This window comes from Amorphoplanes friuliensis DSM 7358, assembly GCF_000494755.1.
Lineage (GTDB): Bacteria > Actinomycetota > Actinomycetes > Mycobacteriales > Micromonosporaceae > Actinoplanes > Actinoplanes friuliensis.
In genome coordinates this window covers 5881838-5906465 of sequence record NC_022657.1, presented here as the reverse complement: position 1 = coordinate 5906465, position 24628 = coordinate 5881838, and the positions used below count along the sequence as shown (strand labels likewise).

At 71.2% G+C, this 24628-nt stretch carries 23 protein-coding genes; 14 read left to right on the top strand and 9 right to left on the bottom strand.

Annotation, left to right across the window (positions count from 1 at the left end):
- Positions 1-32: 32 nt before the first annotated feature.
- The 10 genes from AFR_RS27345 to AFR_RS27300 all read left to right on the top strand — a co-directional run bounded on the left by AFR_RS27345 (position 33) and on the right by AFR_RS27300 (position 10387).
- On the top strand, positions 33-1091 hold the full coding sequence (locus AFR_RS27345) for a sensor histidine kinase (protein ID WP_023560043.1): 1059 nt from the start codon (positions 33-35) through the stop codon (positions 1089-1091).
- Positions 1084-1788, top strand: a complete 705-nt coding sequence (locus AFR_RS27340; protein WP_052359481.1) for a response regulator — start codon at positions 1084-1086, stop codon at positions 1786-1788. Before AFR_RS27345 ends, AFR_RS27340 begins: the two co-directional genes overlap by 8 nt.
- 55 nt (positions 1789-1843) lie before the next feature.
- The gene (locus tag AFR_RS27335; RefSeq protein ID WP_023560041.1) at positions 1844-2722 is read left to right on the top strand and encodes an FAD binding domain-containing protein; all 879 of its coding nucleotides are present in this window, start codon (positions 1844-1846) and stop codon (positions 2720-2722) included.
- A gap of 2 nt (positions 2723-2724) precedes the next feature.
- The gene (locus AFR_RS27330; protein ID WP_023560040.1) at positions 2725-3249 is read left to right on the top strand and encodes a (2Fe-2S)-binding protein; all 525 of its coding nucleotides are present in this window, start codon (positions 2725-2727) and stop codon (positions 3247-3249) included.
- Positions 3246-5642, top strand: a complete 2397-nt coding sequence (locus AFR_RS27325; RefSeq protein WP_023560039.1) for an aerobic carbon-monoxide dehydrogenase large subunit — start codon at positions 3246-3248, stop codon at positions 5640-5642. The genes AFR_RS27330 and AFR_RS27325 overlap by 4 nt, the downstream gene beginning before the upstream one ends.
- Before the next feature lie 10 nt (positions 5643-5652).
- Complete coding sequence (locus tag AFR_RS27320) at positions 5653-6504, top strand: XdhC family protein (protein ID WP_023560038.1); 852 nt, start codon at positions 5653-5655, stop codon at positions 6502-6504.
- Between the two features lie 3 nt (positions 6505-6507).
- Positions 6508-7098 (top strand): nucleotidyltransferase family protein, encoded by a 591-nt coding sequence (locus AFR_RS27315; RefSeq protein ID WP_023560037.1) that lies wholly within the window; start codon positions 6508-6510, stop codon positions 7096-7098.
- A complete protein-coding gene (locus tag AFR_RS27310) occupies positions 7088-7987 on the top strand; it encodes an AAA family ATPase (RefSeq protein ID WP_023560036.1) in 900 nt (299 codons plus the stop codon). Before AFR_RS27315 ends, AFR_RS27310 begins: the two co-directional genes overlap by 11 nt.
- Positions 7984-9213, top strand: coding sequence for an SRPBCC family protein (locus AFR_RS48030; RefSeq protein WP_023560035.1), 1230 nt, complete (start codon positions 7984-7986; stop codon positions 9211-9213). Before AFR_RS27310 ends, AFR_RS48030 begins: the two co-directional genes overlap by 4 nt.
- A 67-nt stretch (positions 9214-9280) precedes the next feature.
- Positions 9281-10387, top strand: a complete 1107-nt coding sequence (locus AFR_RS27300; protein ID WP_438829946.1) for a vWA domain-containing protein — start codon at positions 9281-9283, stop codon at positions 10385-10387.
- 12 nt (positions 10388-10399) lie between these two features.
- On the opposite strand, the gene AFR_RS27295 is transcribed toward AFR_RS27300, so the two are convergent.
- On the bottom strand, positions 10400-11356 hold the full coding sequence (locus AFR_RS27295; protein ID WP_023560033.1) for a LysR family transcriptional regulator: 957 nt from the start codon (positions 11354-11356) through the stop codon (positions 10400-10402).
- A gap of 200 nt (positions 11357-11556) precedes the next feature.
- On the opposite strand from AFR_RS27295, the gene AFR_RS27290 reads away from it, so the two are divergent.
- Positions 11557-13320 (top strand): serine/threonine protein kinase, encoded by a 1764-nt coding sequence (locus AFR_RS27290; RefSeq protein ID WP_023560032.1) that lies wholly within the window; start codon positions 11557-11559, stop codon positions 13318-13320.
- Positions 13321-13582: 262 nt separating this feature from the next.
- Here AFR_RS27290 and AFR_RS27285 read toward each other — a convergent pair whose 3' ends face one another.
- Positions 13583-16099: a Tex family protein gene (locus AFR_RS27285; RefSeq protein ID WP_041842775.1), complete on the bottom strand. Its 2517-nt coding sequence runs from the start codon at positions 16097-16099 to the stop codon at positions 13583-13585.
- Between the two features lie 97 nt (positions 16100-16196).
- Between AFR_RS27285 and AFR_RS27280 the strand changes: the two genes are divergently transcribed.
- Positions 16197-17246 (top strand): zinc-dependent alcohol dehydrogenase family protein, encoded by a 1050-nt coding sequence (locus AFR_RS27280; protein ID WP_041841173.1) that lies wholly within the window; start codon positions 16197-16199, stop codon positions 17244-17246.
- Here AFR_RS27280 and AFR_RS27275 read toward each other — a convergent pair.
- Entirely contained in the window at positions 17224-18192 is a 969-nt protein-coding gene (locus AFR_RS27275; RefSeq protein WP_238547141.1) for a helix-turn-helix transcriptional regulator, read from the bottom strand. The genes AFR_RS27280 and AFR_RS27275 overlap by 23 nt on opposite strands.
- A gap of 76 nt (positions 18193-18268) precedes the next feature.
- On the opposite strand from AFR_RS27275, the gene AFR_RS27270 reads away from it, so the two are divergent.
- Complete coding sequence (locus AFR_RS27270) at positions 18269-18991, top strand: PP2C family protein-serine/threonine phosphatase (RefSeq protein WP_041841171.1); 723 nt, start codon at positions 18269-18271, stop codon at positions 18989-18991.
- A gap of 127 nt (positions 18992-19118) precedes the next feature.
- Here AFR_RS27270 and AFR_RS27265 read toward each other — a convergent pair whose 3' ends face one another.
- Positions 19119-19457, bottom strand: a complete 339-nt coding sequence (locus AFR_RS27265) for a S24/S26 family peptidase (RefSeq protein ID WP_023560027.1) — start codon at positions 19455-19457, stop codon at positions 19119-19121.
- Positions 19458-19515: 58 nt separating this feature from the next.
- On the opposite strand from AFR_RS27265, the gene AFR_RS27260 reads away from it, so the two are divergent.
- On the top strand, positions 19516-20064 hold the full coding sequence (locus AFR_RS27260) for a GNAT family N-acetyltransferase (protein ID WP_023560026.1): 549 nt from the start codon (positions 19516-19518) through the stop codon (positions 20062-20064).
- On the opposite strand, the gene AFR_RS27255 is transcribed toward AFR_RS27260, so the two are convergent.
- From AFR_RS27255 to glgB, 5 genes are all read right to left on the bottom strand, one after another.
- On the bottom strand, positions 20016-20369 hold the full coding sequence (locus tag AFR_RS27255) for an MmcQ/YjbR family DNA-binding protein (RefSeq protein WP_023560025.1): 354 nt from the start codon (positions 20367-20369) through the stop codon (positions 20016-20018). The genes AFR_RS27260 and AFR_RS27255 overlap by 49 nt on opposite strands.
- Entirely contained in the window at positions 20369-20785 is a 417-nt protein-coding gene (locus tag AFR_RS27250) for a VOC family protein (protein ID WP_023560024.1), read from the bottom strand. The genes AFR_RS27255 and AFR_RS27250 overlap by 1 nt, the downstream gene beginning before the upstream one ends.
- A 443-nt stretch (positions 20786-21228) precedes the next feature.
- On the bottom strand, positions 21229-21957 hold the full coding sequence (locus tag AFR_RS27245) for a nucleotidyltransferase domain-containing protein (RefSeq protein ID WP_023560023.1): 729 nt from the start codon (positions 21955-21957) through the stop codon (positions 21229-21231).
- A 43-nt stretch (positions 21958-22000) separates the two neighbouring features.
- Entirely contained in the window at positions 22001-22393 is a 393-nt protein-coding gene (locus AFR_RS27240) for a GNAT family N-acetyltransferase (protein WP_023560022.1), read from the bottom strand.
- A 63-nt stretch (positions 22394-22456) separates the two neighbouring features.
- On the bottom strand, positions 22457-24619 hold the full coding sequence (glgB, locus tag AFR_RS27235; protein WP_023560021.1) for a 1,4-alpha-glucan branching protein GlgB: 2163 nt from the start codon (positions 24617-24619) through the stop codon (positions 22457-22459).
- Positions 24620-24628: the final 9 nt, after the last annotated feature.

Below are 24628 nucleotides of genomic sequence, written 5' to 3'. Positions count from 1 at the left end.
TGGGGGAGGGGTTGCTCTTCTAGGATCAGGGGATGGGCGTGGACACGGCCGTGGCGGTCGGGGTGGCCGCTGTGCTCGCGGTGGTGGTGTCGGCCGACCAGGGTGGTGGGATCGGGGCTGCCGCCTATCTGTGGGCGGCCGCGCTCGGAGCGCTGATGTTCTGGCGACGGCGTTACGCGCGGACGGTCCTAGCGCTCACGGTGCTGGGTCTGTTCGCCTACTACGCGGCGGGTTTCCCGGCGATCGGTGTTGCTGTCCCGGTGGCCGCCGCGCTCTACGCCGCCGCCGAGGCCGGGCGCCGCCTGGCCGCCGGTGTCGCGGCGACCACGGTGCTGGCCGTCTCGGTGACCTTCCGGCTGATCGAGGGTGAGGACGCCCGCTACCTGGTGCTGTACGACGCGGTCGGGCACGCCGCGTTGATGGCCGCCGCGATCGTTCTCGGTGAGCTGGTCCGCGCCCGCCGGCGGATCGTGGCGCTGACCGATCGGCAGATCGCTCTGGAGGCCGACCGGCGGCTCGCGGTGCACAAGCAGGCGCTGGCCCGGGAGCTGCACGACGCGATCGGGCACACCCTGACCGTCGCGGCGATCCACACGAGTGTCGCCCGGCAGGAGGTCAGCCGGGGTCCGGCCAAGGCCGAGGCCGCTCTGGATCACGTCTCGCAGGCCGTCTCGCAGGCGCTGACCGAGCTGCGCGCGACGGTCCGGGAGCTGCGGGTCCCGTCGCTCGACGACGTGGACTCGCTCGCGGAGACAGCCCGGGCCGCCGGCTTCGAGGTGCGGACGCGGATCGAGGCCGTCGACGCGCCGGAGCTGTCGGCGGCGGCGTACCGGCTGGTGCAGGAGGCGGTCACGAACGCCCTGCGGCACTCGGCCGGGCGGGTCATCGAGGTCGACGTCCGGCACGCCGGTGCCGATCTGCTCGTCCGGGTCCACGACGACGGCACCCCGGCCGGGCCCGCCGCCGAGAACGCCGGGCTCCGCGGTCTGCGGGACCGGGTCGCCGCGCTCGGCGGACGGCTCGACGCCGGCCCGGGGGAGCGGGGCTGGCAGGTCAGCGCCGCGTTGCCGCTGGGGGTGGGACGTGACTGACCGTCCCGTCCGCGTGGTGCTGGTCGACGACCAGTCGCTGATCCGGGCCGGGATCGCGGTGCTGCTGGCCGGGGGTGACGACGGCGCGATCGAGGTCGTCGGGGAGGCTTCCGACGGTGGCGGTGTCGTGGCGCTGGTCCGCCGGACGCGGCCGGACGTCGTGCTGATGGACATCCGCATGCCGGGTACGGGCGGGCTGCGCGCCACCCGGGAGCTGCGCGCGGATCCGGACTGCGGCGGCGTGGCCGTGCTGATGCTGACCACCTTCGACACCGACGACGAGGTGCTCGGCGCTTTGCGGGCCGGCGCCGACGGTTACCTGCTCAAGGATGCCGCACCGGACGCGTTGCGGGCGGCCGTCCGCGCCGCGGCGGCCGGGCAGGCGGTGCTGGCGCCCGGCATCACCCGGCAGGTCATGGCCCACGCGGCCACCGCTGTCCCGGCGCGGCCCGACCCCCGGCTCGCGCTGCTCACCACCCGCGAGCGTGAGGTACTGATCGGCCTGGCCCGGGGTGACGACAACCCGGCCATCGCGCGGGCGATGCGGCTGAGCCCCGAGACCGTACGCACCTACGTGAGCCGCATCCTGAGCAAGCTCGGCGCCACGAGCCGGGCTCAGCTCGTGGCCCTCGCGCACCGCAGCGGCCTGGCCGCCACCGAAGCCGGCGCCGACGTCGACAGTGGAATGCCGGATTAAGCATTGGCTTAGGTTGCCGTTGACAGGTTGATCAGGTCGCTGCCCATACTGCGGCATGCAGGTTCCGGCACCCTTCGAATACGCACGGGCCACCACCGTGGACGAGGCCATCGGGCTCATGGAGCGCTACGGCGACACCGCCCGGCTCGTGGCCGGCGGCCACAGTCTGCTGCCCATGATGAAGCTCCGGCTGGCCAACTTCGAATACCTCATCGACATCAACGATCTGCACGGCGAGCTCGGGTACATCACGACCGGACCGGACGAGGTCCGCATCGGCGCGCTGACCCGCCACCGGGAGCTGCTCGAGTCCGACGCCCTGGCCGCCGCGCTGCCGATCTTCCGTGACGCCGAGCGGGTGATCGCCGACCCGGTGGTCCGCAACCGCGGCACGCTCGGCGGCTCGCTCTGCCAGGCCGACCCGTCCGAGGACCTGTCCGCGGTGTGCACGACCCTCGGCGCCAGCTGCGTCATCCGCTCCTCGAGCGGCACCCGGACCGTGAGCATGGAGGACTTCCACCGCGGCCCGTACGAGACGGCGGTCGCCGACGGGGAGATCCTCGTCGAGGTCCGCATCCCGGTACGCCCGCGTGGCGGCAGCGCGTACGCGAAGGTCGAGCGCCGCGCCGGTGACTGGGCCGTCGTCTCGGCCGGCGCTGCGGTGTGGCTCGACGCGTCCGGTCAGGTCGCGGACGCCCGCGTCGGACTGGCCGCCGTCGGCCCGAACACCACCGGCATCCCCGCGATCTCCGCCGCGCTGCGGGGCCGGGAGCCGTCGGAGGAGCTGTACCTCGAGGCCGGTGTGATCGCCGCCGAGAACTGTGAACCGGTCACCGATCAGCGGGGCAGCGCCGATTACAAGCGTCATCTCGCCCAGGAGCTCACCGTCCGTACCCTGCGCCGGGCCGTGGCGCGCATCGCCGAGAGAGGCTGAGCATGCAGGTCTCGATGACCGTCAACGACGTCGAAGTCACCGAGGAGATCGAGGGGCGGACGCTGCTCGTGCACTTCCTGCGCGACCACCTCGGGCTCACCGGCACCCACTGGGGCTGCGACACCAGCAACTGCGGCACCTGTGTGGTGTGGATGGACGGTGAACCCGTCAAGTCGTGCACCGTGCTCGCGGCGATGGCCGGTGGCCACGCGGTGCGTACCGTGGAGGGCCTGGCCAAGGGCGCCGAGCTGGACCCGGTCCAGGAGGGCTTCATCCAGTGCCACGGGTTGCAGTGCGGCTTCTGCACCCCGGGGATGATGATGACCGCCCGCGCGCTGCTCGACCGTAACCCGGACCCGACCGACACGGAGATCCGCGAGGCCATCTCCGGCCAGATCTGCCGGTGCACCGGGTACGCGACGATCGTCCGCTCGGTCCGCTGGGCGTCGGTCAAAGAGGCCTCGGTCAAACAGGCCTCGGTCAAACAGGCCTCGGTAGAAGAGGCCTCCGAAGAGGTGACGGCGTGACCACCGTTCAGGATGCCGGGAAGCTCACCACCTTCGAGGACAACGACCAGAAGCCCGTCGGGCACGGCCGGATGCTGCGCAAGGAGGACCCGCGTTTTGTGCGGGGCCGTGGCCGCTACACCGACGACGTCCAGCTGCCGGGCATGCTGCACCTGGCCATCCTGCGCTCGCCCTTCGCACACGCGAAGATCGTCAGCATCGACACCAGCGCCGCCGCCGCGCTGCCCAAGGTCAAGGCCGTCGTCACCGGTGCTGACCTGGCCGCGCAGGGGCTGGCCTGGATGCCGACACTCTCCAACGACGTGCAGGCCGTGCTGGCCACCGACAAGGTCCGCTTCCAGGGCCAGGAGGTGGCGTTTGTCGTCGCCGAGGACCGGTACGCCGCCCGCGACGCACTCGAGCTGATCGACGTCGAGTACGAGGTGCTGGACCCGGTGATCGACGTCCGGAAGGCACTCGCGCCCGAGGCGCCGGTCATCCGTGACGATCTCGACGGCAAGACCAACAACCACTGTTTCGACTGGGAGACGGGCGACAAGGCCGCGACCGAGGCCGTCTTCGCGGCGGCCGACGTGGTCGTCAGCCAGGACATCGTCTACCCGCGTGTGCACCCGGCACCGATGGAGACGTGCGGCGCGGTCGCGGACTTCGACCCGGTCGAGGGCAAGCTCAAGCTCTGGTCGACCACGCAGGCACCGCACGCGCACCGCACCCTCTACGCGATCGTCGCCGGCATCCCCGAACACAAGATCCAGGTGATCTCACCGGACATCGGTGGCGGCTTCGGCAACAAGGTGCCGATCTACCCCGGGTACGTGTGCGCGATCGTCGCCTCGATCGTCACGGGCAAACCGGTGAAGTGGATGGAGGACCGCTCCGAAAACCTGATCAGCACGGGCTTCGCGCGGGACTACATCATGCGCGGCGAGATCGCCGCGACCCGCGACGGCAAGATCCTGGGCATCCGCACGGACGTGCTCGCGGACCACGGCGCCTTCAACGGTACGGCCGCACCGGTCAAGTATCCGGCCGGCTTCTTCGGGGTCTTCACCGGTAGTTACGACATCGAGGCCGCGTACTGCTCGATGACCGCGGTCTACACCAACAAGGCGCCGGGCGGGGTCGCGTACGCGTGCTCGTTCCGGATCACCGAGGCGGTCTACCTGGTCGAGCGGATCGTCGACTGTCTCGCGGCCGAGCTGGGCATGGACCCGGCCGAGCTGCGCCTGAAGAACTTCATCAAGCCCGAGCAGTTCCCGTACACCACCAAGACCGGCTGGGTCTACGACTCGGGTGACTACGAGCCGACGATGCGCCTGGCGATGGACATGGCCGGGTACGCCGACCTGCGCAAGGAGCAGGCCGAGAAGCGTGAACGCGGTGAGCTCATGGGCATCGGCATCGCGTTCTTCACCGAGGCCGTCGGCGCCGGACCGCGCAAGGACATGGACATTCTCGGCCTGGGCATGGCCGACGGCTGTGAGCTGCGGGTGCACCCGACCGGCAAGGCTGTCGTCCGCCTCAGCGTGCAGTCGCAGGGGCAGGGCCACGAGACGACCTTCGCGCAGATCGTCGCCGAGGAGATCGGCATCCCGCCGGCCGACATCGACGTGGTCCACGGCGACACCGACAACACGCCGTTCGGGCTCGGCACGTACGGCAGCCGGTCCACGCCGGTCTCGGGTGCCGCCGCCGCACTGGTCGCCCGCAAGGTCCGCGACAAGGCCCGGCTGATCGCCTCGGCGATGCTCGAGGTCTCCGTGGCCGACCTGGAGTGGGAGAAGGGCGCGTTCCAGGTCAAGGGTGACCCCGGCAAGTCGGTGACCATCCAGGACATCGCCATGCGCGCCCACGGTGCCGGTGACCTGCCCGAGGGCGTCGAAGGCGGTCTCGAGGCGCAGATCTGCTACAACCCGTCGAACCTGACGTACCCCCACGGCGCGTACATCTGTGTGGTCGACATCGACCCGGGCACGGCCGTGGTGAAGGTGCGACGGTTCATCGCCGTCGACGACTGCGGCAACCGCATCAACCCGATGATCATCGAAGGTCAGGTGCACGGCGGCCTGACCGACGGCGTCGGCATGGCACTGATGGAGATGATCTCCTTCGACGAGGACGGCAACTGCCTCGGCGCGTCCCTGATGGACTACCTGATCCCCACCGCGCTCGAGGTGCCCGACTGGGAGACCGGCTTCACGGTCACCCCGTCACCGCACCACCCGATCGGCGCCAAGGGTGTCGGCGAGTCCGCCACCGTCGGCTCGCCGCCGGCCATCGTCAACGCCGTCGTGGACGCCCTCGCGCCCTTCGGCATCCGCCACGCGGACATGCCGCTCACCCCGTCCCGGGTCTGGGACGCGATGCGCGGCGCGCCCCAGCCGCCGATCTGAGGGTGAGACCGTGACCGACATCGCCGAGCGCGCCCGGACGCTGACCCAGCAGCGGCGTCCGTTCGTGCACGCCACCGTGGTCCGCGCGCAGGAGCCGACCTCCGCCCGCGCGGGCGACGCCGCCGTCATCCTCGACGACGGGTCCATCGAGGGCTTCGTGGGTGGTCAGTGCGCGGAGAGTTCCGTACGCTCCGCCGCCCTCGGCACCCTGCGCGACGGGCAGACGCTGCTGCTCCGCGTGCTGCCGGACGGCACGGCGGACTTCCCGGAGACACCGGGCGCGCTGGTCGTGGTCAACCCGTGCCACTCCGGCGGGGCGATCGAGATCTTCCTGCGCCCGGTGCTGCCCCGCCCGGTGCTGCGCCTGGCCGGCGACAACCCCATCGGCTCGGCGGTGGCCACCCTCGCTGCCTTCCTGGACTTCGAGGTGACCCGGGACGGTACGCCCGAAGGCGCCACGGCGGCCGTGATCGCGGGGCTGGGGAAAGGTGAGGAGGACACGATCCGCGCGGCGCTCGACGCCGGTGTCGGCTTCATCGCCCTGGTGGCGAGCCGTAAGCGCGGCGCGGCGGTGCTCGACGCGATGGGCCTGACCGCCGGCGAGCTCGCGCGCATCCACACGCCCGCGGGTCTCGACATCGGTGCCCGCACGCCGCCGGAGATCGCCCTGTCGATCATGGGCGAGGTGGTTCGCGCGGTCCGCGTCGACGGCCTCGCCGCGTCGTCCACCGCGGTCGCTGCGCTCACCGCGACCGACCCGGTCTGCGGGATGACGGTCGTGCTCGGACCGGACGCCCTGACCGCGAACGGTCACTACTTCTGCGGTCCCGGCTGCCGCGTAGCCTTCCTCGCGCGGGTCTGACCCGTGTTCGTGACCGGTGTGGTGCTCGCGGCGGGGAATTCGGTGCGATTCGGGCTGGGTGAGGCGAAACAGCTGCTCCCGTACCGGGGAAGGACCCTGCTCGACGCCGGCCTGGACCTGGCCCGGGCCTGCGCCTTCGACCAGCGGCTGGTGACGCTCGGCGGGTCGGCCGCCGCGGTCCGCGCCAGGGCCGACCTGACCGGTTTCGACACGGTCGACGTGCCGGCGGCCGGCACCGGCTGTGGTGCGTCGGTGAGCACGGCCGTCCGGTCGGTCGACCCCCGCGCCGACGGGCTCGTGCTGCTGCTCGGCGACCAGCCCGGCGTCCGCGTGGCCACGGTCACCGCGCTGCTCACGGCCGGTGGCCCCCTGCGGGTCAGCCGGTACGCCGACAGCCTCGGCCACCCGTTCTGGTTCGGCCGGGAGATGTTCGGGGCGCTCGGTGAGCTGCACGGCGACAAGGCGGTGTGGAAGCTGCTGCACTCCGGAACGCACCCGGTGACCGAGGTGGAGGTGGCCGGGCCCGTGCCGATCGACGTCGACACCCGCGAGGACTACGAACGACTGCTGGCCGGAGACCACCTTGTCCGCTGACCTCCTCACCGGCCCCGCCGACGTCCGGCGCGGACTCGACGCCGTCGACTACCTGGTGGACGACGGGCTGGCCATGGCGTTGTTCCTGGCCCTGCGCCTCGGCCGGCCCCTGCTCCTCGAAGGCGAACCCGGCGTCGGCAAGACCGCCGCGGCCAAAGCCCTCGCCCGCGTGCTCGACACGACGCTGATCCGCCTGCAGTGCTACGAAGGCCTCGGCGTGCCCGAGGCGCTCTACGAGTGGAACCACCAGCGGCAGCTGCTCGCGATCCGCCTCGCCGAGGCTCGCTCGGAACGGCTCGGCGAGGCCGACCTGTTCACCGCCGAGTTCCTCCTCGAACGCCCGATCCTGCGAGCCGTCCGCGAATCCGGACCGGTACCCCCGGTGCTGCTCATCGACGAGATCGACCGCGCCGACGACGAATTCGAGGCGCTGCTCTTCGAGTTCCTCGGCGAGGCCGCGATCACCATCCCCGAGCTGGGCACGTTCACCGCCGTCCGCCCGCCGATCGTGGTCCTGACCTCCAACCGCAGCCGCGAACTCCACGACGCGCTCCGCCGCCGCTGCCTCTACCACTGGATCGACTACCCGTCGGCCGCCCGCGCCGCGGAGATCCTCCGGCGTACCGTCCCCGGCGCCGACACCGCCCTAATAACCGCCGCGACGGCCTTCATCGGCCGGGTCCGCGGCCTCGACCTCGACAAGTCACCCGGCCTGGCCGAAACGATCGACTGGGTCGCCGCCCTGTCCGCGCTCGGCGTCACCGAGCTGATCCCGTCGCAGGTGGTCCGCACGCTCGGCGCCATCGCGAAGACCCCCGACGACCGCGACCTGATCACGGCCGCCCTCCCGGCCGCGCCCCCGGTCGCACCCCCGGAAAGGCAATCATGAAGATCACCAACGAGTTCACCGTCAACACGCCCATCGACCGGGCCTGGACGGTGCTCACCGACCTCGAAGGCATCGCACCCTGCCTGCCCGGCGCCCACCTGACCGGGGTCGAAGGCGACACCTACACCGGCAAGGTGAAAGTCAAGGTCGGACCGGTCGTATCGGACTTCACGGGCACGGCCCGCTTCGTCGAGAAGGACGACCACAACCGCCGCGCAGTCATCGACGCCAAAGGCCGCGACGCCCGATCCGCGGGAAACGCAGCGGCGGTGGTGACCGCGCAACTGCGACCGGACGGGGACCGCACGCTGGTCAGCGTGGACACCGACCTGAAGATCTCGGGGAGGCTGGCCCAGTTCGGCAGCGGCATGATCAAGGAGGTGTCGGGCAAGCTCCTGAACCAGTTCGTCACCAACCTCGAAGCCAAACTCGCCGCCGAACAGCCCGCCCCGGCCCCCGCTGCGTCGGCCTCCGCGGCTCCGGCCGCTACGGCGGCAGTTTCTGCGGCGCGGCCCGCTACGGTCCCGGTTCCTTCGGCTCCGGCCGCCACGGCCTCCGTCTCTGCGGCCTCGGCCGCTACGGTCCCGGTTTCTGCGGCTGCCGCCACCACCAATACCACCCCCGCCACCACCACCCCGGCCGCCACCACCACCCCGGCCGGCACCACCACCCCCGCCACCGGCCCAGCCCCCGCGGCTGCGCCGGCCTCTGAGGGTGTCTTGCCTGGGGTGGGGGAGGCAAAGCTTGGCTCGACTTTGTCGGGTGACGGCGGGTCCAAGGCTGGCAGCAATGGAGTAGGGGCGACTGGAGGAGTTGCTTCGGGGTCCGGGGGTGGTGGGGCGGTCGGGGGTGAGACTGTTTCGGCTGGTCGTACCACGTCGGGGGCTGATCAAGCTGCGGCGTCCGATGCCGGGGCGGGATCGGCTTCGGGGCGGGAGAACGGTGCGGTGACGTTGCCTTTCTCGGCGGACACGGGGCCGGCGCAGGCGCCCGTGGCCGGGGCGCGGGAGTGGATTGCCGGGGATCCGCATGCGGTTGAGGCGTCCGGCGCGAGCACCACCCCGGTTGCTGCTTCTGGGGGCGCTCTGGGCGTACAGGATCAGGAGCCGGAGCCGCTCGATCTGCTGGCGCTGGCCGGGGGGTCGGTTTACAAAAGGGCGATTCCGGTGGGAATCGGGGTCGTGGCGGTCGCTGCCGTGATCATCTGGTTCGTTGCCCGGCGGTGACCTGCTGCGCGGGGCCGACCGGGCGGCTTTTGCGGTCGGGCTGGCCGATCGGCTGCGGCGTGCCGGGGTGCCTTGCGGTCTGACCGATGTGGAGGACTTTGTCCGGGCGCTCGGGGTGTGCCCGCCGCTGTCGCGCGACCGGCTCTACTGGGCCGCGCGGGTGAGTCTGGTGCGGCGGCAGGCAGATCTGGCGGCGTTCGAGGGGGTGTTCGCGGGGATCTTCGACGAGACGCCGGCGGTGTCCGAGCGTCGTGGACCCGCGCCGCGTGGTGAGTCGTTCGTGTCGCTGCCGGCCGCGGAAGGGGCTCCTGACCAGGGCGGACTTCCGTGGGCAACGCTGCCGCCGGTGGTTGCGGACGCCGAGGAGTCCGCCGCCGACCGCGGTGTCCCGGAACGCCGGCCGAGCGCGCTCGCGGCGCTGGCCGAGCTGCCGTTCGAGGACCTGGACGCCGCGCAGGTGGCGGCGCTGGGGGAGCGGTTGCGGGCGGTGGACTGGCCGACCCGGCGGACACGACGGCAGCAGACCGGTTCGGCCGGGCGCCGGATCGCGGTGCGCCCGACCCTGACCCGGGCCCGCCGCACCGGCTGGGAACCGGTCGCCCTGGTGCGGTCCCGGCCGGTCCGCCGCCCGCGTCGCGTGGTGCTGCTCTGCGACGTCAGCCAGTCGATGCAGGCGCAGGCCACGGCCTACCTGCATCTGATGCGGGCGTTCGCGACGGTCGCGGACGCGGAGGTCTTCGCTTTCGCGACGACGCTGACGCGGCTGACCGTGGTGCTGCGGCACACGTCGGCCGCGACTGCCGTGGCCCGTGCCGGTGACCTGGTCACGGACCGCTTCGGGGGCACCCGCATCGCCACGAACCTCCGCGCGCTGCTGGCCTCCCACCACGGCAACACCGTCCGCGGCGCGATCGTGGTGATCGGCTCCGACGGCTGGGACAGCGACCCACCCGCCGACCTGGCCGCGGTCCTGGCCCGTTTGCGCCGCCGGGCGTACCGGATCATCTGGATGAATCCCCGTGCCGGGGTGCCGGGTTTTGCACCGCAGGTCGGGGCGATGGCTGCGGCTCTGCCGTTCTGCGACCGGCTTCTGCCCGCCGGCACCTTCGCCGACCTGACCGGGGTCGCGGCAGAGATCGCTGCCTGCGTGAGGCCGGCCACCCGGGGCTGTTGATGATCGGCTGGGTCAGCTCCAGAGGGTGACGTGGACCGAGGGGCGGAAGTGACCGACCGTCACGCCCGCGCCGCGCATCATCGCCTGGATCGCACGGGGCGTCGCGGCGAACCGGCTCAGCTCGGCCGCCGGCGACGGGCTGCCCTGCTCGGTGAGCATCAGCGAGTGCCAGACCGTCTCGAACGTCGCCTGCGGGCCGGTGACGTGCAGCAGATGACCGTGCGCCACGTCCTGCGCGACCGTGAAGGACAGGCCCGCCGCCACGCCTTTGCCTCGTTTGGCCTCTTCGAGGGCTGCGGCGTGGCTCTGGAAGATCTGCTGGTTTTCCTCGGGGACACCCAGGCGGCGCAGCAGGGCCGGGACCGCGCCGACGTCGGCCGCCGCGGACGGGCCGAGCAGCCAGGTCTGCTCGCGCAGCTGGTGCGGCCCGGCGGACACCCCGGCCAGGGGATGGGTCGGGCCGACGACCAGGACGACGCGGTAGTTCATCACCGGGCGGCTCGCCAGGCCGGGCTCGACCGCTGCCGGCTGCGGGCCGATCGCGATGTCGACCGTCCGGGTCAGCAGCAGCGTGTCGAAGTGGGCGGGGTTGCGAACACTCAGCTCGACGTCGAGATCCGCCGCCCGTTTGGCGAACAGCTCGATGAGACCGGGCGCCGCGTGTTCGGCGAAGAGGCTCGATGCCGCGACCCGGAGCAGGCGCCGGCCGCGACCGGCCGCGCTGACCTCGAGCACCGTGCGGTCCTGCAGGCCGAGCAGCTCGGCCGCGCGGCTGGCCAGCCGCAGACCACCGGGCGTGAACGCCAGACCCGCGGCCGTCCGGGTGAACAGTTGATCTCCCAGCTCACGGCGGAGCTGACCGATGTTCAGGGAGACCGCCGACTCCGAGACCTCGAGCTGGGCGGCCGCCTGCTTGACGGAGCCCAGTCGCACGACGGCCGAGTACGCCCGCAACTGCGTGGGCGTCACAATCGCGCTTCCATGCCGGTAAACCTATCCCGGCCCGGGCCCGCGTGGCCGCCCCCGATCGATCAGTGCGGGGCGGGCGTCTGTGTCGGTTAGGCGGCAGAGGCGGGACGGGTATTCGCAGGTAGTGACAACGCCCGATAGGGTGACCTTTCTGTCGGGGGCGGGCGGCATTGTGTCGCCGGGGGCGTAGGAGTAGTGGCATGTCGGACGAGCGGACCACACCGCTGCGCCCGCGTGACCCCCGCAAGCTCGGTTCCTACGAGCTGATCGGCCGCCTCGGCGAGGGCGGCATGGGCACGGTCTACCTGGCCCGCAGCGCCGCCGGTGTGCTGGTGGCGGTCAAGATGGTCCGGGCCGACCTGGCACCCGACGACGCGTTCCGGCGCCGTTTCCGCAGCGAGGTCAACCGCGTGCGGCAGGTGCCGCCGTTCTGCACGGCGGAGGTCCTCGACGCCGATCCCGACCACGAGCAGCCCTACCTGGTCGTCGAGTACGTCGACGGGCCCAGCCTGGCCGAGGTCGTCGAGGAACGCGGGCCGCTCACGGCGTCCAATCTGCACAGTGTCGCCATCGGTGTCGCCACCGCACTGACCGCGATCCACGGCGCGGGTGTGATCCACCGCGATCTGAAACCCCGCAACGTGCTCCTCGCGCCCGGCAGCCCCAAGGTCATCGACTTCGGCATCGCCCGGGCAATGGAGGCGACCAGCGCGCACACGCAGACCGACCAGATGGTGGGCACGGTCGCCTACATGGCCCCGGAACGCTTCGCCTCCGACACCGACACCCCGCTGACCCCGGCCGCCGACGTGTTCGCGTGGGGTGGTGTCGTGGCCTACGCGGGCACCGGCCGGACGCCGTTCAGCGCCGACTCGCCGCCGGCCACCGCGGCCCGTATCCTCACCCAGCCGCCCGACCTGACCGGTCTCAGCGGCCCCTTGCGCGACCTCATCGGGCACGCGCTGGAGAAGGACCCGGCCAACCGCCCCAGCGCCCGCGAACTGCTCGACCTGCTGGTCGCCGGCCCGCAGCGGCCCGCCGCCTCCGGTGCCGCCCTCGACCACCAGCCCGGTCTCCGGCACGCCGCCGAGGAGGCGCAGGCGGTCACCGGGTACCACGCGGGCCGTCAGCTGACCGCGCTGGCGGCGCCGACAACGCTGGTCGGGTACAGCGAGAACTCGATCGTCACCCAGCCGGTGCCGACCTCACCGGCCGGACCGACAACACCCTTCCTGCTCCACGACCCGACCCCGCGGCGCCCCTGGGTCCTGCCGGTCGCGGTCGCACTGCTGGTCATCGCGGTGCTCGCGGTCGGCGGCATGGCCGCGACGTTCTGGCCGCGCGGCGGAACCGACGACCCGGTGGCCGGCCCCAGCTTCCCGCCGGACCCAGACCCCGACGCGGGCCTGCTGCTCGCCGACCCCCTCCTGCAGCGCCGCCTCTGGCAGTCCACGGTCGACAGCCGAGAACAAGCAAGCTGCTCCTTCGACGGCGGCCTCATCGTCCGGCGCGAGACCCGCGGCGTCTTCAAGTGCCGCGGCCCCGAGGACGCCGAACCCGACGACCTCCAGGCCGAGGTCGGCATCCGCCTGCTCACCGCCGACAGCTGCGCCTCGATCTGGATGCGCTTCGACGACAACCGCGGCTACCAGGTCCGCATCTGCGAACGCAACGTCTACATCGGCTCGCACAAGTCGCGCAGCATGACGGTCTACAAAACCTTCCCCCTGGACGACACCCCGATCGGCGTCGGCGCCCCGGCCACCCGCATCACGGTCAGCGTCGTCGGCAACGTCCTCGAGGTCCTCCGCGACGGCGAACTCGTCGGCAGCGTCCCGGTCCAGGACAAGGAAATCACCAGCGGCAAGGTCGTCCTCGGCCTCTTCACCGAACGCGGCGCCCCGCAACAGGGGCCCTACGTGGTCTCCTTCACCAACATCAAGATCTGGCCCATCGAACGCTGAACGACGCGGCCGCCCGCCCCGAGGGTGATCCGGACCCGCGCCCAGGCCCAACTTCAGTGATGTCGGGCCTTCGTGGCGTCGGCGAGGGCCCGTCACCCGATGCGCCGGCCCTGGGATTCCGGCCCGCGCTCATCAACCGGTGGGCCGGCCCCTCGAGGATCCGACCCGCGCCCTTCACCGATGGGCCGGCCACTGAGGGATCCGGCCTACGCATCGTGAACAAGAGGGCCGGGCCCCGTGAGGGACCCGGCCCGTTGTTGTTTCAGTCCTTGGTCAGACCGGCACGGCGCAACGCGTCGGCCATGGCGTCGTTGCCGAAGCCGCCGCCGCTCGACGAGCCCTGGCCGCGGCCGCCGCCCTGACGCTGGCCGCCGCCCTGGCGGGGCTGGCCGCCACCCTGGCGCTGACCTCCGCCGCCCTGGCCGCCACCTTGGCCTCTGCCGCCGCCTTGGCCGCCGCTCTGGCCGCCGCCTTGGCCGCCGCCCTTGCCTCCGCCACCGGCCTGGCCACCCTGAGGGCCGCCTCCGCCTCGGCGTTGCTGGCCTCCGCCGCCGCCCTGGCGCTGGCCGCCGGGCTCGCGCGGTTCGCGGGGAGCGCGCTGCTCGGGCTTGTCCTCGAGTTTCATGGTCAGGGAGATCCGTTTGCGGACCTCGTCGACCTCGACGACGCGGACCTTCACGACGTCGCCGGACTTGACGACCTCGCGGGGGTCCTTCACGTAGGTGTTGGACAGGGCCGAGACGTGCACGAGCCCGTCCTGGTGGACGCCGACGTCGACGAAGGCGCCGAAGGCGGCCACGTTGGTGACGACGCCTTCGAGGATCATGCCGGGGCGGAGGTCGGCGATCTTCTCGACGCCGTCGGCGAAGGTGGCCGTGGTGAACGCCGGTCGGGGGTCGCGGCCGGGCTTCTCCAGCTCGCGGAGGATGTCGGTGACGGTGGGGAGGCCGACGGTGTCGGTGACGAACTTCTCCGGGCGCAGGGCCCGGAGGAGCGGGCTGTTGCCGATCACCGTTTTGAGGTCACCACCGGCGGTGGCGAGGATCGTGCGGACCACGGGGTACGACTCCGGGTGCACGCTGGATGCGTCCAGCGGGTCGTCGCCGTCGGGGATGCGCAGGAAGCCCGCGCACTGTTCGAAGGCTTTGGGGCCGAGGCGGGCGACCTTCTTGATCTCGGAGCGGTTCTTGAACGGGCCGTTGGAGTCGCGGTGCAGCACGATGTTCTCCGCGAGGCCCGCGCCGATGCCGGAGACCCGGGTCAGCAGGGGAGCGGACGCCGTGTTGACGTCGACGCCGACGGCGTTCACACAGTCCTCGACGACCGCGTCGAGGGACTTGGACAGTTTCACCTCGGACAGGTCGTGCTGGTACTGCCCGACGCCGATCGAGCGGGGGTCGATCTTCACCAGTTCGGCGAGCGGGTCCTGCAGGCGGCGGGCGATGGAGACCGCACCGCGCAGCGAGACGTCCATCCCGGGCAGTTCCTGCGATGCGTACGCCGAAGCCGAGTAGACCGACGCGCCGGCCTCGGACACCATGACCTTGGTCAGCCCGAGGTCCGGGTGCAGCTTGATCAGGTCGGCGGCGAGCCGGTCGGTCTCCCGGGACGCGGTGCCGTTGCCGATGGCGACCAGGTCGACGTTGTGTTCCTTGGCCAGGGCGGCCAGCGTGTGCACCGACTGGTCCCACTTGTTCTGGGGCACGTGCGGGTAGATCACCGAGGTGGCGACACATTTGCCGGTCGCGTCGACGACGGCCACCTTCACACCCGTACGGAATCCGGGGTCGAGGCCCATCGTGGAACGCGTGCCGGCGGGCGCGGCAAGGAGCAGGTCGCGCAGGTTGGCCGCGAAGACCCGGACGGCCTCGTCCTCGGCCGCCTGCCAGAGGCGGACACGGATGTCCGCGCCGAGGTGGATCAGAATGCGGGTGCGCCAGGCCCAGCGGACCGTGTCGAGCAGCCAGCGGTCACCCGGCCGGCCGTGGTCGGTGATGGCGAACTTCCCGGCGACCGAGGCCTCGAAGGACGAGGGTGTGCCGTCCTCGACGCCTTCCTCGGGCTCCATGGTCAGGTCGAGGACGTCCTCCTTCTCGCCGCGGAACATGGCGAGGATGCGGTGCGAGGGCAGCTTGGTGAACGGCTCGGCGAAGTCGAAGTAGTCGGCGAACTTCGCACCGTCGGTCTGCTTGCCGTCGCGGACCTTGGCGACCAGCCGGCCCTTGGTCCACATGCGTTCGCGCAGCTCACCGATGAGGTCGGGATCCTCGGCGAAGCGTTCGATGAGGATCGCGCGGGCGCCGTCGAGAGCGGCCGCCACGTCGGCGACACCCTTGTCGGCGTCCACGTAGGGCGCCGCCTCGGCCTTGGGGTCGCGGGTCGCGTCACCGATCAGCAGGTCGGCGAGCGGCTCGAGACCGGCCTCGCGGGCGATCTGCGCCCGGGTGCGGCGCTTGGGCTTGAAGGGCAGGTAGATGTCCTCGAGGCGGGCCTTGGACTCGGCGCCGAGGATCTGCGCCTCGAGGGCGTCGTCGAGCTTGCCCTGCGAGCGGATCGACTCGAGCACCGCCGCGCGGCGGTCCTCGAGCTCCCGCAGATAACCGAGGCGCTCCTCGAGCGTCCGGAGCTGCTGGTCGTCGAGAGTGCCGGTGACCTCTTTGCGGTAGCGGGCGATGAACGGCACCGTGGCGCCGCCGTCCAGCAGGTCGACCGCAGCCGTCACCTGACCCTCGCGGACCCCGAGCTCCTGGGCAATGCGCTGATGGATGGTGGTCGTCACGCCGACGATTGTGACCGAGGGGTCCGACACTTGTCGCGTCGCCCCGCGAAACCGGCGTTAATGATCACCCCGTTGCGGCGCGGGTAAGGTCGGCCCCATGCACGCTGCTATGTGGCACGCCCCCCGCGACGTCCGCTGGGAAGAACGTCCCGATCCGGTCGTCCAGCTGCCCACGGATGCCGTCGTCCGCGTCGTCGCGGCCTGCGTCTGCGGCTCCGACCTGTGGACCTATCGCGGCGCCCGCCCGCCCGCGGACCCCCACCCGATCGGTCACGAGTTTGTCGGCGTGGTCGAGGAGATCGGCGCCGGGGTGACCACGGTGAAGGAAGGCGACTTCGTCGTCTCGCCGTTCTCGATCAGCGACGGCACCTGCGTGCACTGCCGGCAGGGCATCACCACCTCGTGCGTCCAGGCCCAGTGGTACGGCGGCACGGACCCCGACGGCCGCACCCTCGACGGCGGCCAGGGCCGGTACGTGCGGGTGCCCCTGGCCGACGGCACCCTGGTCGCGACGCCGGGCCTGCCGGACACCAAGCAGATCCCGGCCCTGCTCGCCCTCTCCGACGTGCTGGTCACCGGCCACCACGCCGCTGTCTCCGCCGGCGTCGGCCCCGGCCGTACGGTGGCGGTGGTCGGTGATGGCGCCGTCGGTCTGTGCGCGGTCCTCGCGGCGGTCCGGCTCGGCGCGGAACGCGTGATCGCCTTTTCGTCGCACACCGACCGCCAGGAGGTCGCCACCGGCTTCGGCGCGTCCGACATCATCTCCGAACGCGGTGACGAGGGCGCCGCGGCGCTGCGCGACCTGCTCGGTGACCTGGGCGCGGACGCCGTCCTCGAGTGCGTCGGCACCAGCGAGTCGATGGCGCAGGCCCTCGCTTCGGTACGCCCGGGCGGCGCCGTCGGTTATGTCGGAGTGCCGCTCGGCGGGGCCGAACTGCCGATCAAGCAGATGTTCGGCGCCAACATCAGGGTCGCCGGTGGGGTCGCGCCGGTCCGCCCGTACCTGCCGGAGTTGCTCGCGGAGGTGCTGGCCGGAACGCTCGACGCGAGCGCGGTCTTCGACCTTCAGCTGCCGATGGACCGGGTCGCCGAGGCCTACGCGGCGATGGACGAACGCCGGTCGATCAAGACGCTGCTGTGGCCCTGAGATCCCGCTGAACCGCCCACAACGCGGCCTCCGTGCGCGAGGCGGCACCTGTCTTCCGCAGCAGGTTCGAGACGTGCACGGTCACCGTGCGCACCGAGATGCCCAGCGCCCGGGCGATCTGCTTGTTGGACATGCCCTCGGCCAGACAGCCGATGACCTCCCGCTCCCGGGCGGTCAGCTCCGGCTGATCCTGCAGGTACGTCGGCAGCGTGGCGTCGGCCAGCGCCTCCGGCCCCCCGGCCATCGCGATCAGCTCGGTCAGCCTGTACGGGTTGCCGCCCGTGCGGCGCCACACCGCCTCCGCCACGTCGGCCGGTGGGCAACTGTCGCCGTACACATGATCGAGAATTTGGGTCACCTGCCCGGCGGTCAAGGCACCCAGATGCTGGCGCACGGCCCCGGGAGCACCCGACAGCCGGGCCAGGACCCGGGCCGTGAGCAGCGGGGACACCGCCTCGTCCGGCGGCCGGCTGGTCACGAGCACCAACGCCGGGAGGTCCGCGCCGGCCAGCTCACCGATCAGGTTCAGGCTCGCCGGGTCAAGAGCATGAAGATCTTCCACCACGAGTACGGCCGGACGACCGCCGACGAGCGTCCGCACCGTGGTCACGGCCAGCCGCAGCAGCGCATCAGGCGTGTACCGCTCCCGGGGGACATCGGGATCCTGCGCCAGCCAGGCCAGCGCGTCGGGAGGCACGGGCAGCTCGGGCCGCGTCCCCAGATCGGCGAGCGCGGCGGCCAGCCAGTCGTAAGGTGCGGGCGAATGCAGCCGCGCCGAACCGGACAGCACCACCTGCGGCGTGGTGACCTGCAAAGCAGCCGCAGCCAGGGTCGTCTTGCCGGTGCCGGGCAGGCCGGTGATCACCGCGGGGACACACTTCTTGCGGGTACCCACACGTTCCCAGGCGCCCCGGAGCTCGTCCAGTGCGTCCGTTCGTCCCACCATCGGTACCGGCATCACCACCCAACACTACGTACTACGTACTACAGACACCGCCGCAGCCCTTTGGCAGTCTTGTGACATGAGTGTCGTGCTTCGTGCGGTGGCCGCCTCCGACCAGGGCCTGGTCCGGTCGAACAACGAGGACGCCGTCTTCGTCGGCGGCCGGTTGCTGGTGGTCGCCGACGGCATGGGCGGCCTGCCAGCCGGCGAACTGGCCAGCGACATCCTGGTCCGCGCCCTGGCCGACGTCGACACCATGCCCGACACCGGCGAACCCCTCCAGGACCTGGTCACGGCGCTGGGCACCGCCAACGAGCGCATCGAGGCCGCGGTCACCGAGGACGACGCCCGCGACGGCATGGGCACGACGGTGACCACCCTGCTGCTGTCCGGCGACCGCGTCGCCGCGCTGAACGTGGGCGACTCCCGGTGCTACCTGAGCCGCGACGGCGAGCTGACGCAGCTGACGCGCGACGACACGTACGTGCAGGCGCTGGTCGATCAGGGTGTTCTGACCCCTGATGACGCCCGCAGGCACCCGCAGCGCGCCCTGGTCACCCAGGCGGTCCAGGGCGGCCCGTTCCGCCCGGCGGGGCGCATGGTGCCGGTGCGGGTGGGGGATCGGTTCCTGCTGTGCAGCGACGGGCTGAGCGATTATGTCGAGGACGAGGTGATCGCTACCACGCTGCGGTCGTACCCGGACCGGCAGGTGTGCGCGGCCGAACTGATCGCCCGGACTCTGGAAGCCGGCGCCCCCGACAACGTCACGGTGATCGTCGCCGACGTCGAAGCAGCCGGCTGAGCCCGCCGCCGGGCCGGCTCACGGGCCGGCTGACGGGGCGGCGCGATCGGGGCCGGGCTCGTGGTGGGTCGGTCGGCGTGACTCCGGCCGGGCTCGTGGTGGGTCGATCGGTGCCACCCCGGCCGGCTCATGGTGTGTCGGGGCGGCGGGGCCGGGGTCGGCCGTCGACCGCGGTGCAGCGGCCGTAGACCCGGTCGTAGCTGGTCCAGCCGTTGACGCGCCCGCGGTTGTTGCTGATCTGCACGCGCCGCTTGGCCGGATCGACCGCCGACACCAGGTGCAGGTAGACGGCGCCGGCCACCCGGCACAGCACGATGTCGCCGACAACGACCGTAGCCGGGTCGACGGGTTCGACGGTGACGAGTTGGCGGCTGCGGATCAGTGGAACCATCGACGAACCGGTCGGCCGGAACTCGACGGCCGACCCCGCCGCGACCCGCGCGGCGACAGCGATCAGGTTGCTCATGTCCGGCCCATGATGGGCGCCGGGCAGCCGCGGCCGCCACCGCATTAGGCTCGGCCCTGTGCTGATCACGACTGAGCGGCTGGTGCTGCGCCGCTTCCGCGCCGGCGACGCGGAGACCCTGGCGGCCTACCGCTCGTCACCGGACGTGGCGCTCTACCAGTCGTGGGACGCGCCCTACCCGCTGGAGCGTGCCCGCTACGCCATCGAGTCGATGGCGGAGGCGGATCCGGCCCAGCCCGGCTGGTTCCAGTACGCGATCGAGACCAAGGCCGGCAAGACGCACATCGGCGACGTCGGCGTGAACCTCAACGACAATCTGCTGCAGGCCGAGATCGGGTACACCGTGGCGCCGGAGCACCAAGGCAACGGTTACGCGACCGAAGCCGTCCGGGCCGTGCTGAATCACCTCTTCCGCGTGCAGGGCCTGCACAAGGTCGCCGCGGAGTGCGACGCCCGCAACGAGGCCTCGGCCCGGCTCCTGGAACGGGTCGGCTTCACCCGCGAGGGCCACCTGCGCCAGCACACCTGGATCAAGAACGAGTGGACGGACGACCTGCTCTACGGCCTCCTCGAAGTGGACTTCTTCGGCCTCGACACCGTGTCGTAGGCGTCCTGGCACAACTCGCCGATCTCGTCCCAGCCGACATCGCCGTCCAGCCGCACCCCGATCCAGCCCCGATGCCCGACATAGGGCGGCCGGAAGAACCGCGCGGGATCAGCCAGGATCAGTTCCTCCTGAGCCCCGGCCGGCGCAGCACACCACAGATGCGGGAACTCGTTGTCGTGATGCCCGTGCTCCCACAACGTGACGAAGGTCCGCTGCCCGTTGACGAACCACGTCGGCGCCCCATGACTGAGCCGCTCGGTGACCCCCGGCAGCCCCAGACAGATCCGCCGAACCTCCGCCAGCATCAGACCTGCGGCGCCGTGATGTTGACCATCCACTCGACCCCGAACCTGTCCCGGCACGTCCCGAACTCGTCGCCCCACATCTGCTTCTCGAGCGGCGTGCTCACCGACCCGCCGTCGGACAGCTGCGCCCAGTAACCCCGCATCCGGTCACCCTCGTCACCACTCAGACTGATGGCGATGTTGTTGCCGGTGACGTGCTCCATCCCGGGCGGCGAATCGGCCCCCATCAGCGCCAGCCCGTCCGGGGTCTCGAGCATCCCGTGCATGACCTTGTCGGCCAGCTCCGGGTCCGGCGCCCCGAACTCACCGAACGTGTTGATCACGAGGTTGCCCCCGAAAACCGAGTGATAGAACTCCATCGCGGCCCGGGCGCTCCCGCCCTCGAAAGCGATGTAGGGATTGAGGCGAACAGTCATGATCGGCTCCTTTGCCGAGGTCAGCTACGTCTTCGAACCCTAGACCCCAGCACCGACACTTTCTCGCGCCTGTGGACAAGCAACCCCGGATCAAGACCAAGCTGTCGTACCTGGGTGGGTGGCACCGGCCGTCGCGTCAAACGCTCTGATGCTGCTGGCACGTGTGCCGAGGAACGGCACGGCGGCTGACGCCGATTGGTGGGATGGGGTGTGGCCGGCTTCGGCCCCCACTCGCCTGCCTCGCGGCCATGGGTCGACCGCGGCCCGGCATGGGTGCCGACTTGACGCTCAAGGGCGGGTCGGCATGGTGGGTCGACGGACGAGCGCCGGGGTGGCCCGGGCTCGAGCACGCGCCGACCGATTCCGACTTCTGCCGCTGGACGTCGTCCGGCGGAATGTGGCGCAGGTCCAGACACGCTCCGGAAAGGCGGTCGACGCTGGGACTACAAATGTGGAGCAGCCGCTCCGCGAGTTGTACGGCGGGCGTCGCGCCAGGCGATGAGGGCGGTGCGGAAACGCGGCGAAGGGACGGGGTTGCCGTGCCGGCGAGACCGTAGTTGGTCGATCAGCCAGGCCGGGGCGTGAGCTTGTTCGATCGCCCGGCTCTTGGTGAGGAGGGTGCCGGTGTGCAGGGCGTGACGGCCGCGGGCCATGGAGGTGAGGCCCAGGTCGGCGATGACCGGGTTCAGCCACAACCACGGACGCCAGGCCGCCCAGGTCCAGTAGCCGGTCAGTTCGGCGCGGGCCGCCGCGCGGATGTCGTCGTCGCTCATCGCGGGCAGGACGTCGGCGGGTGGACGGCCGAAGATGGCGTACCCGTGGCGCACAAGCTCCGCCCTGGTGATCCCGGACAGGATGCGCTGCACGAGCTGACCGTGGGTCCAGGTCGGATGCAGGACGTGGACGTCGTCGGCCTGGGCGGCGGAGACGTAGACGCATCCGAGGTCCATGCCTGCCGCCACACCGCCGTCGAGCTCACGATGCAGGGCCACGAGCGTCGACTGGCGGCTGTTGTCCATCGGACCGTCAACGACGGCGACCAGATCAAGGTCGCTGACCCCGGGAAGGTAGTCACCGGTGGCCAGAGACCCCGCGACGAGGAGGTCCGTGACCCACCCCAGCGCCTCGAGCTGCCGCCCGAACTCCAGCACAGCCGGCGGCGAGGTCACCATGACGTCAGCCTATCGACCGTGCCGAAGAGTGGGGCAGGCAGCGTCAGGTGGTCTGGAGGGGCTTGGAGCAGAGGACGTCCGGGTAGGGGATGTAGCCCAGCGCCTGCCAGAAGCTCAGACCGTCCGTGTTGTCGGGCATCACGAGCAGGTTCACGCGGGGGCAGCCCAAAGCCGTGAATCGCTGTTCCAGTTCGCCGACCAGGCGGGTGGCCAAGCCCTGGCGGCGGTGGGCCGGGTGGACGGCCAGGCGGAGGATCCAGCCTCGGCGGCCGTCGTAGGTGCCCATGACGACGGCCACGATCTGTTCGTCCGATTCGGCGACCAGGAAAAGTTCGGGGTTCAGTTCGGCGCGGGGGACGGGTTCGCGGCCGGCCGCTGCCCACACGGCGACGACCGCGTCGTAGTCGGGCCAGCGGAACTGGCGGATGGTGGTCACGGAGCTCCCCAGGGAAAAGGCTGCTGCCTCCGGAGTGGAGGTGGAGGCAGCAGCCGTTGCCGATCAGGCGTCGAGCTTGAGCCAGACCGCGCCCAGCGGGGGCACCCGGAGCGACGCCGAGGCGTTCAGGCCGTGCCAGGGCATTTCTTCGGCGTGGACCTCACCGAGGTTGCCGACACCCGAGCCGCCGTAGAGGGAGCTGTCGGTGTTGACGACCTCGCGCCAGACGCCGGGGCGGGGGAGGCCGATGCGGTAGTTCTCGTGCGGGACCGCCGCGAAGTTGACGATGCAGGCCAGCGTGTCGCCGTTCGGGGCGAAGCGGAGGAACGAGAACGTGTTGTGCTGGGAGTCCTCGCTCGTGATCCAGCGGAAGCCGCTCGCGGTCGTGTCCTGGGTCCACAGCGCGGGGGATTCCTTGTACACGCGGTTCAGGTCCTGGATCAGCTTGTGGATGCCACCACCGCGGCTGTCGTCGGCGAGGAGGTCCCAGTCGAGGCCGCGTTCCTCACTCCATTCCTGACGGTCGCCCATCTCGGTACCCATGAAGATGAGCTGCTTGCCGGTGAAGGCCCACATGAAGCCGAACAGGGCGCGGGTGTTGGCGAGCTTCTGCCAGTCGTCGCCGGGCATCTTGCCGGTGAGGGAACCCTTGCCGTGGACGACCTCGTCGTGGCTGATCGGGAGGATGTAGTTCTCGCTCCACGCGTACACGGTGGCGAAGGTCATCTGGTGGTGGTGCCACTGGCGGTAGATGGGCTCCTTCTCCATGTAGGAGAGGGTGTCGTTCATCCAGCCCATGTTCCATTTGAAGCCGAAGCCGAGACCACCGAGGTGTGTCGGGCGGGTGACGCCCGGCCACGCCGTCGACTCCTCGGCGATGGTGACCACGCCGGGGTTGTTGCGGTAGACGGTCGCGTTCATCTCCTGGAGGAAGCTGATCGCGTCGAGGTTCTCCCGGCCGCCGTACTGGTTGGGGGTCCACTCGCCTTCCTTGCGCGAGTAGTCCAGGTAGAGCATCGAGGCGACGGCGTCGACACGCAGGCCGTCGGCGTGGAACTCCTCGCACCAGTAGTTGGCGTTGGCCACCAGGAAGTTGCGGACCTCGCGCCGGCCGAAGTCGAAGACGTACGTGCCCCAGTCGGGGTGCTCGCCGCGGCGCCAGTCACCGTGCTCGTAGAGCGGGGTGCCGTCGAAGCGGGCCAGGGCCCACTCGTCCTTGGGGAAGTGGGCGGGCACCCAGTCGAGGATGACGCCGATGCCGGCCTGGTGCAGCTTGTCGACCAGGTAGCGGAACTCGTCCGGCGAACCGAAGCGGGACGTCGGCGCGAAGTAGCCGGTGACCTGGTAACCCCAGGAGCCACCGAACGGGTGCTCCATGACGGGCATCAGCTCGACGTGCGTGAAGCCGGTCTCCACCACGTAGTCGACCAGCTGCTCAGCCAGCTCGACGTAGGACAGGCCGGGCCGCCACGAGCCGAGGTGCACCTCGTAGGCGCTCATCGGTTCCTGGTGCCACTGCTTCTTCGCGCGTTCGGCCATCCAGTCGGCGTCCTGCCATTCGTAGGACGAGGCAAAAACGACTGACGCCGTACGCGGGGGGATCTCGGTGTGCTGGGCCAGCGGGTCGGCCTTCTCGCGCCAGACACCGTCACGACCGAGGATCTTGAACTTGTACTTGGTGCCGGACGACGCGCCGGGGACGTAGAGCTCCCAGACGCCGCTGCTGCCGAGCGAGCGCATCGGCCAGCCGTCGAACGGGCCCCAGCCGACCACGTCGCCGATGACCTGCACGCCGCGGGCGCTCGGCGCCCACACGGCGAAGGCCACGCCGCCGTCCCGCGGCTGCGCACCCAGGACCTTCCACAGCTTCTCGTGCCGGCCCTCACCGATCAGGTGCAGGTCCAGCTCGCCCAGGCTGGGCAGATGCCGGTACGGGTCGTCGCAGACCGTCCCGTCGACGTCGAGCCGGTAGTCGAGCACCGTACCCGGGAGCTCGACGGCGAAGATGCCGTCGGGGTGGACCTGGGCCATCGGGGTCTTCTCGCCGTCGACGACGACAAAAACGTCCTTGGCACCCTTGCGCATGGTGCGGATGACCGTCTTGTCACCGGACGGGTGGGTGCCCAGCACACCGTGCGGGTCGTGGGTGTCGCCGGAGACGACGGCGTTCAAGGCACGCTGGTCACCGGTCACAGCGGGCGTGGGCGGGGTGGTCTGCCCGATCATCGGAGCTCC

Coding starts and splice junctions, on each gene's coding strand:
- AFR_RS27345 (WP_023560043.1), top strand. CDS start 33: ATGGGCGTGGACACGGCCGTGGCGGTCGGGGTGGCCGCTGTGCTCGCG.
- AFR_RS27335 (WP_023560041.1), top strand. CDS start 1,844: ATGCAGGTTCCGGCACCCTTCGAATACGCACGGGCCACCACCGTGGAC.
- AFR_RS27330 (WP_023560040.1), top strand. CDS start 2,725: ATGCAGGTCTCGATGACCGTCAACGACGTCGAAGTCACCGAGGAGATC.
- AFR_RS48030 (WP_023560035.1), top strand. CDS start 7,984: ATGAAGATCACCAACGAGTTCACCGTCAACACGCCCATCGACCGGGCC.
- AFR_RS27290 (WP_023560032.1), top strand. CDS start 11,557: ATGTCGGACGAGCGGACCACACCGCTGCGCCCGCGTGACCCCCGCAAG.
- AFR_RS27280 (WP_041841173.1), top strand. CDS start 16,197: ATGCACGCTGCTATGTGGCACGCCCCCCGCGACGTCCGCTGGGAAGAA.
- AFR_RS27275 (WP_238547141.1), bottom strand. CDS start 18,192: ATGGTGGGACGAACGGACGCACTGGACGAGCTCCGGGGCGCCTGGGAA.
- AFR_RS27270 (WP_041841171.1), top strand. CDS start 18,269: ATGAGTGTCGTGCTTCGTGCGGTGGCCGCCTCCGACCAGGGCCTGGTC.
- AFR_RS27265 (WP_023560027.1), bottom strand. CDS start 19,457: ATGAGCAACCTGATCGCTGTCGCCGCGCGGGTCGCGGCGGGGTCGGCC.
- AFR_RS27255 (WP_023560025.1), bottom strand. CDS start 20,369: ATGCTGGCGGAGGTTCGGCGGATCTGTCTGGGGCTGCCGGGGGTCACC.
- AFR_RS27250 (WP_023560024.1), bottom strand. CDS start 20,785: ATGACTGTTCGCCTCAATCCCTACATCGCTTTCGAGGGCGGGAGCGCC.
- AFR_RS27245 (WP_023560023.1), bottom strand. CDS start 21,957: ATGGTGACCTCGCCGCCGGCTGTGCTGGAGTTCGGGCGGCAGCTCGAG.
- glgB (WP_023560021.1), bottom strand. CDS start 24,619: ATGATCGGGCAGACCACCCCGCCCACGCCCGCTGTGACCGGTGACCAG.